Source organism: Streptomyces sp. NPDC057474, assembly GCF_042802555.1.
In the GTDB taxonomy this organism is placed as follows: domain Bacteria; phylum Actinomycetota; class Actinomycetes; order Streptomycetales; family Streptomycetaceae; genus Streptomyces.
This window is the reverse complement of record NZ_JBHVDX010000355.1, coordinates 1-6,747: the sequence shown is the minus strand read 5'-3', so window position 1 is coordinate 6,747 and position 6,747 is coordinate 1. Positions and strand designations below refer to the sequence as shown.

At 68.2% G+C, this 6,747-nt stretch carries 3 protein-coding genes and 1 pseudogene; 1 reads left to right on the top strand and 3 read right to left on the bottom strand.

Annotated elements, in window-relative coordinates; genetic code table 11:
- Positions 1-94: 94 nt before the first annotated feature.
- From ACFU53_RS45530 to ACFU53_RS45520, 3 genes and pseudogenes are all read right to left on the bottom strand, one after another.
- A pseudogene (locus tag ACFU53_RS45530) lies at positions 95-733 on the bottom strand (thioredoxin domain-containing protein); the annotation flags it as partial.
- Positions 734-813: 80 nt separating this feature from the next.
- Complete coding sequence (locus ACFU53_RS45525) at positions 814-1,500, bottom strand: hypothetical protein (protein WP_384005981.1); 687 nt, start codon at positions 1,498-1,500, stop codon at positions 814-816.
- A gap of 110 nt (positions 1,501-1,610) precedes the next feature.
- Positions 1,611-2,945 carry a DUF2252 domain-containing protein gene (locus ACFU53_RS45520; RefSeq protein WP_384005980.1) on the bottom strand — a complete coding sequence of 445 codons (1,335 nt, stop codon included), beginning with the start codon at positions 2,943-2,945 and terminating at the stop codon, positions 1,611-1,613.
- Between the two features lie 204 nt (positions 2,946-3,149).
- Here ACFU53_RS45520 and dnaE point away from each other — a divergent pair, with 204 nt between their 5' ends.
- Complete coding sequence (gene dnaE, locus ACFU53_RS45515; protein WP_384005978.1) at positions 3,150-6,689, top strand: DNA polymerase III subunit alpha; 3,540 nt, start codon at positions 3,150-3,152, stop codon at positions 6,687-6,689.
- Positions 6,690-6,747 lie beyond the last annotated feature (58 nt).

Here is a 6,747-nt window from a genome sequence, read left to right as displayed (position 1 = left end):
ATGGTCGCGCCCTCGTACGCCACGGCGCGCTTGGTGACCAGGTTGTAGACGTTGTTCGACCAGTTCTGGATGGTCGTGTAGCGGCAGCGGGCGCCTTCTCGACGGCGTCCTGGAACTTCTTGTTGTTCTTCAGCGCGTCGACCGTGTTCGCCACCTTGATCAGATAGCTGTCCTCGGCGAACTCGTCGGTCGACTCCTCCGGGTGGTACTCGGTCGAGTACAGCGCGGTCTTGTAGTCGAGGAAGGCCTCGGGGCCGACGTTCAGGGCGGCGCCGAGCGCGCTCAGCGCGTTCTTCGAGCCCTCGCCGCCGAGGTTGCCGTCGAGGAAGGTGCCGAGCGTGAAGGAGAGCTTGTAGTCGCCGTCCGCCATGCCCTTGTTGACGGTCTCGCCGACGGTCTGCTCGAAGCTGGCGCAGGCCGGGCAGCGTGGGTCCTCGTACAGGTGGACCACGTTGTCGGACTTGGAGTCGCCGATCAGCACGGTGGTGCCGTTCTTGCCCGAGGTGTTGGCCGGGGCGACCACCGTGGCGTCGGCGGCCTCCTCCCACTTGGTGGGCTCGCTGTTCTGGACGACCGCGTAGCCGATGCCGCCGGCTATCGCGAGGACCGCGACGATCGAGCCCGCCACGATCGCCTGCCGCCTGACCTTGGCGCGCTTGGCCTGACGCTCGCGCTCCAGGCGCAGCCGCTCACGGGCCGCCGACTTCGCCGCGTTGCTGTTCCGCTTGCTCATGTGGGTGAACTCCCTGTGGGACGCGCACACGTGGTGCGCGGATACGTGCGGTGGGGGACCTGCTCGTGCTCATGAGGTGGTCACGCGAAGGTGACCGAGCACGGCGGTCCACGCCGTCCCAGGGAGTGCGTATGGAGAAGGGTGCGGGCGGTGGCCGTACGGTGCGCGGTGCACGTCGGCCGGTGCTCCGCCCGGAGGGGCCGCACCATGACCGTGGCGACCGCGATCAGCAGCGGCCGGAAGCCGGCGGCGACCGCGGCGTCCAGCAGCTGGGCCAGCGCCCGCTCGCCGCGCCGCAGCCAGGCTGCGGCCAGGAGGCCCACGCCGATGTGCGCGGCGAGCAGCAGCCAGGCGGCGCCCGGACCGGCGCCCGCCAGGAGCGCGGCCGCCCGCTCGGAGCCGCCGGTGACCCGCGCCAGTGGCGCGCCGACGCTGCCGCCGCCGCACAGCATGTCCAGCCCGACCTGGCGCAGCGGACCCGTGACGGGGCCGCCCGCCTCGCCGTAACAGGCGTGCTGGCCCGTGGTGAACACCGTGTCGGCGGTCAGCTCCAGCGGGATCAGCACACCGGCGATCCGCCCGAAGCCGCGCTCGCGGCCCGCCAGCGCGTAGGCGACGAGGAAGACGGCGGCGGCGATCGCGGCGACGGTGGTGAGCGGGAGCGGGACCCTGGACAGCAGCACGTGCGACGCGGTGCTGAGCGTCACGACGAGCGCCGTGAACAGCGCCGCGCGTACGGCTCTGAAGGGGGTCCCGGATATGTCCATGGCGTTGGAGAGTCTCCCACGCACGCACGTAAGGGAGCGTTAAACGGGCCCTGTGAGTGGGCGATGCCTCATTTCTCCTCGGTGGCCTGCGGGAGGGGTTCTCGGGGGTCTCAGTGGTTCCGCAGACCGGGGATCCGGCCGTTGCGGAAGAGGTCGACGAAGATCTGGTGGTCCGCACGCGCGCGTGCGCCGTACGCGTGCGCGAAGTCCACCAGGAGCGGCGCGAAGCCCTCCTCGTCGGCCGCGATCGCCGCGTCGATGGCCCGCTCCGTGGAGAACGGCACCAGGGACTGCCCGGTCAGGTCGTCCGCCGCCGCGTGCATCGTGGCCGTGGCCCGGCCGAGGTCGGCGACGACCGCCGCGATCTCCTCCGGGTCGTCGATGTCGCTCCAGTCCAGGTCCACCGCGTACGGCGACACCTCGGCGACCAGCTGCCCGGCGCCGTCCAGCTCGGTCCAGCCGAGCCACGGGTCCGCGTGCGCCTGCAGAGCCCGCTGGGAGATCACCGTGCGGTGGCCCTCGTGCTCGAAGTAGTCACGGATCCGCTGGTCGGTGATGTGCCGGGAGACGGCCGGGGTCTGGGCCTGCTTGATGTAGATCACGACGTCGTTCTCCAGGGCGTCGCTCTGCCCCTCCAACAGGATGTTGTACGACGGCAGGCCCGCCGAGCCGATGCCGATGCCGCGGCGGCCGACGACGTCCTTCACCCGGTACGAGTCCGGGCGGGTCAGCGAGGACTCCGGGAGCGTCTCCAGATAGCCGTCGAAGGCGGCCAGCACCTTGTATCGCGTGGCCGCGTCCAGCTCGATGGAGCCGCCGCCCGGCGCGAAGCGGCGCTCGAAGTCACGGATCTCCGTCATCGAGTCGAGGAGGCCGAAGCGGGTCAGCGAGCGGGCGTCGCGCAGCGCGTCCAGCAGGGGGCCCTGGGCGGTGTCCAGCGTGAACGGAGGCACCTCGTCCCGCTTGGCGCCGGCCGCAATGGCGTGGATCCGCTCGCGGTAGGCGGCCGCGTAGGTCTCCACCAGCTCCGTGATCTGCTCGTCGCTGAGCGCCTTCGCGTACCCGACGAGCGCCACGGAGGCGGCGAAGCGCTTCAGGTCCCAGGTGAAGGGGGCGACGTACGCCTCGTCGAAGTCGTTCACATTGAAGATCAGGCGGCCCGTGGAGTCCATGTACGTGCCGAAGTTCTCCGCGTGCAGGTCGCCGTGGATCCACACGCGCGAGGTGCGCTCGTCCAGGTACGGGCCGGACGCCTTCTCGTCGTCCAGGTCCTTGTAGAACAGGCACGCCGTGCCCCGGTAGAACGCGAAGGCCGAGGCCGCCATCTTCCGGAACTTCACGCGGAATGCGGCCGGGTCGGCGGCCAGGAGCTGGCCGAAGGCGGTGTCGAAGACGGCGAGGATCTCCTCGCCGCGTCGCTCGTCGTTGAGCTGCGGAACCGACATCGCTGGGTGCCTCCTGGTGGATCACGGGTGGGTCGACTTCTGAACGTCCGACGGTACGCGGGAGTGCCCGCGACTCCTCCTTGAAGGTACGGGGGAGACCCCTCGCGGTGTCAGTGCCGAGGCATAGACTTCGACGCTGTCCCCCAGACTGTCCGCAGCCCGTGGGGAAGTCGTTCACGTCTGTTTCCCTTGGAGGCCGAAGCCGTGTCAAAGCCGCCGTTCACGCACCTGCACGTCCACACCCAGTACTCGCTGCTGGACGGTGCCGCGCGGCTCAAGGACATGTTCAACGCGTGCAACGAGATGGGCATGACCCACATCGCCATGTCCGACCACGGCAACCTCCACGGGGCCTACGACTTCTTCCACACCGCGAAGAAGGCCGGCGTCACCCCGATCATCGGCATCGAGGCGTACGTCGCCCCCGAGTCCCGGCGCAACAAGCGCAAGATCCAGTGGGGCCAGCCGCACCAGAAACGGGACGACGTGTCCGGTTCGGGCGGTTACACGCACAAAACGATCTGGGCGGCGAACAGGACGGGCCTGCACAACCTCTTCAAGCTCTCCTCGGACGCGTACGCCGAGGGCTGGTTGCAGAAGTGGCCCCGGATGGACAAGGAGACCATCTCCCAGTGGTCCGAGGGGCTCATCGCCTCCACCGGCTGCCCCTCCGGCGAACTCCAGACCCGGCTGCGCCTCGGCCAGTTCGACGAGGCGGTGAAGGCGGCCTCCGAGTACCAGGACATCTTCGGCAAGGACCGCTACTTCCTGGAGCTGATGGACCACGGCATCGACATCGAGCACCGGGTCCGCGAGGACCTGCTCCGGGTCGGCAAGAAGCTCGGCATCCCGCCGCTGGTCACCAACGACTCGCACTACACGTACCCGCACGAGTCGGCCGCGCACGACGCCCTGCTGTGCATCCAGACCGGCAAGAACGTCTCCGACCCGGACCGCTTCAAGTTCGACGGCACCGGCTACTACCTGAAGTCCACCGACGAGATGTACGCCATCGACTCCTCGGACGCCTGGCAGGAGGGCTGCGCCAACACCCTGCTGGTCGCCGAACAGATCGACACCTCCGGCATGTTCGAGGCCAAGAACCTGATGCCGAAGTTCGACATCCCCGACGGCTTCACCGAGGTCACCTGGTTCCAGGAGGAGGTGCGCCGGGGCATGGAGCGCCGCTTCCCCGGCGGCGTCCCCGACGACCGCCAGAAGCAGGCCGAGTACGAGATGGACGTCATCATCCAGATGGGGTTCCCGGGATACTTCCTCGTCGTGGCCGACTTCATCATGTGGGCCAAGAAGCAGGGCATCGCGGTCGGCCCCGGCCGTGGCTCCGCCGCCGGTTCGATCGTCGCGTACGCCATGGGCATCACCGACCTCGACCCGATCCCGCACGGTCTGATCTTCGAGCGGTTCCTCAACCCCGAGCGCGTCTCCATGCCCGATGTCGACATCGACTTCGACGAGCGCCGACGCGTCGAGGTGATCAGGTACGTGACGGAGAAGTACGGCGCCGACAAGGTCGCCATGATCGGCACGTACGGCAAGATCAAGGCGAAGAACGCCATCAAGGACTCCGCGCGCGTGCTCGGCTACCCGTACGCGATGGGCGACCGGCTCACCAAGGCGATGCCCGCCGACGTCCTCGGCAAGGGCATCGACCTGAACGGCATCACCGACCCCTCCCACCCGCGCTACAGCGAGGCGGGCGAGATCCGGGGGATGTACGAGAACGAACCGGACGTGAAGAAGGTCATCGACACCGCCAAGGGCGTCGAGGGCCTGGTCCGGCAGATGGGTGTGCACGCGGCCGGCGTGATCATGTCCAGCGAACCCATCGTCGACCACGCCCCGATCTGGGTGCGGCACACCGACGGCGTGACCATCACCCAGTGGGACTACCCGCAGTGCGAGTCGCTCGGCCTGCTGAAGATGGACTTCCTGGGCCTGCGCAACCTCACGATCATGGACGACGCCATCAAGATGGTGAAGGCCAACAAGGGCATCGACCTGGAGATGCTGGCCCTCCCGCTGGACGACCCCACGACCTTCGAACTGCTCTGCCGCGGTGACACCCTCGGCGTCTTCCAGTTCGACGGCGGCCCCATGCGCTCGCTGCTCCGCCAGATGCAGCCCGACAACTTCGAGGACATCTCCGCCGTCTCGGCCCTCTACCGGCCGGGCCCCATGGGCATGAACTCACACATCAACTACGCGGAGCGCAAGAACGGCCGCCAGGAGATCACCCCGATCCACAAGGAGCTGGAGGAGCCGCTCCAGGAGGTCCTCGCGGTCACCTACGGCCTGATCGTCTACCAGGAGCAGGTGCAGAAGGCCGCCCAGATCATCGCCGGGTACTCGCTCGGCGAGGCCGACATCCTCCGCCGCGTGATGGGCAAGAAGAAGCCCGAGGAACTGGCGAAGAACTTCACCATCTTCCAGGCCGGCGCCAAGAAGAACGGCTACAGCGACGAGGCCATCCAGGCCCTGTGGGACGTGCTGGTCCCCTTCGCCGGCTACGCCTTCAACAAGGCCCACTCGGCCGCGTACGGCCTCGTCTCCTACTGGACCGGCTATCTCAAGGCGAACTACCCGGCCGAGTACATGGCCGCGCTGCTCACCTCGGTCAAGGACGACAAGGACAAGTCGGCGGTCTACCTCAACGAGTGCCGGCGCATGCGCATCAAGGTGCTCCCGCCGAACGTCAACGAGTCGGAGCACAACTTCGCCGCCCAGGGCGACGACGTCATCCTCTTCGGCCTCGAAGCCGTGCGCAACGTCGGTACGAACGTGGTCGAGTCGATCATCCGCAGCCGCAAGGCCAAGGGGAAGTACGCCTCCTTCCCCGACTACCTCGACAAGGTCGAGGCGGTCGCCTGCAACAAGCGCACCACGGAGTCGCTGATCAAGGCGGGTGCGTTCGACACGATGGGGCACACCCGCAAGGGCCTCACCGCGCACTTCGACTCGATGATCGACAACGTGGTCGCGGTCAAGCGCAAGGAGGCCGAGGGCCAGTTCGACCTCTTCGGCGGCATGGGCGAGGAGGAGACCAGCGAGCCGGGCTTCGGACTCGACGTCGAGTTCACCACCGACGAGTGGGAGAAGACCTATCTCCTCGCCCAGGAGCGGGAGATGCTCGGCCTCTATGTCTCCGACCACCCCCTCTTCGGCCTGGAACACGTGCTCTCCGACAAGGCCGACGCGGGCATCGCCCAGCTCACCGGCGGTGAGCACGCGGACGGCGCGGTCGTCACCATCGGCGGCATCATCTCCGGCCTCCAGCGCAAGATGACCAAGCAGGGCAACGCCTGGGCCATCGCCACGGTGGAGGACCTCGCCGGTTCCATCGAGTGCATGTTCTTCCCGGCGAGCTACCAGCTCGTCTCGACCCAACTCGTCGAGGACGCGGTCGTGTTCGTGAAGGGCCGCCTCGACAAGCGCGAGGAGGTGCCGCGGCTGGTCGCGATGGAGATGCAGGTCCCCGACCTGTCGAACGCGGGCACCAACGCACCGGTGATCCTCACCATCCCGGCCACCCGCGTCACCCCGCCGATGGTCAGCCGGCTCGGTGAGATCCTCACCCACCACAAGGGCGACAGCGAGGTCAGGATCAGGCTCCAGGGCCCGACCAAGACGACCGTGCTACGCCTCGACCGGCACCGGGTGAAGCCGGATCCGGCCCTGTTCGGCGACCTGAAGGTGCTGCTCGGCCCGTCCTGCCTGGCCGGCTGAGCGGATTTCGGCGGCCGACGGGCGTGAACGCGCGAGGGGCGCATCCGGTGTTCCGGAT

Bases quoted from the DNA above. Each gene is read 5' to 3' on its own strand.
- ACFU53_RS45520 (WP_384005980.1), bottom strand. From the start codon at position 2,945: ATGTCGGTTCCGCAGCTCAACGACGAGCGACGCGGCGAGGAGATCCTC.
- ACFU53_RS45525 (WP_384005981.1), bottom strand. From the start codon at position 1,500: ATGGACATATCCGGGACCCCCTTCAGAGCCGTACGCGCGGCGCTGTTC.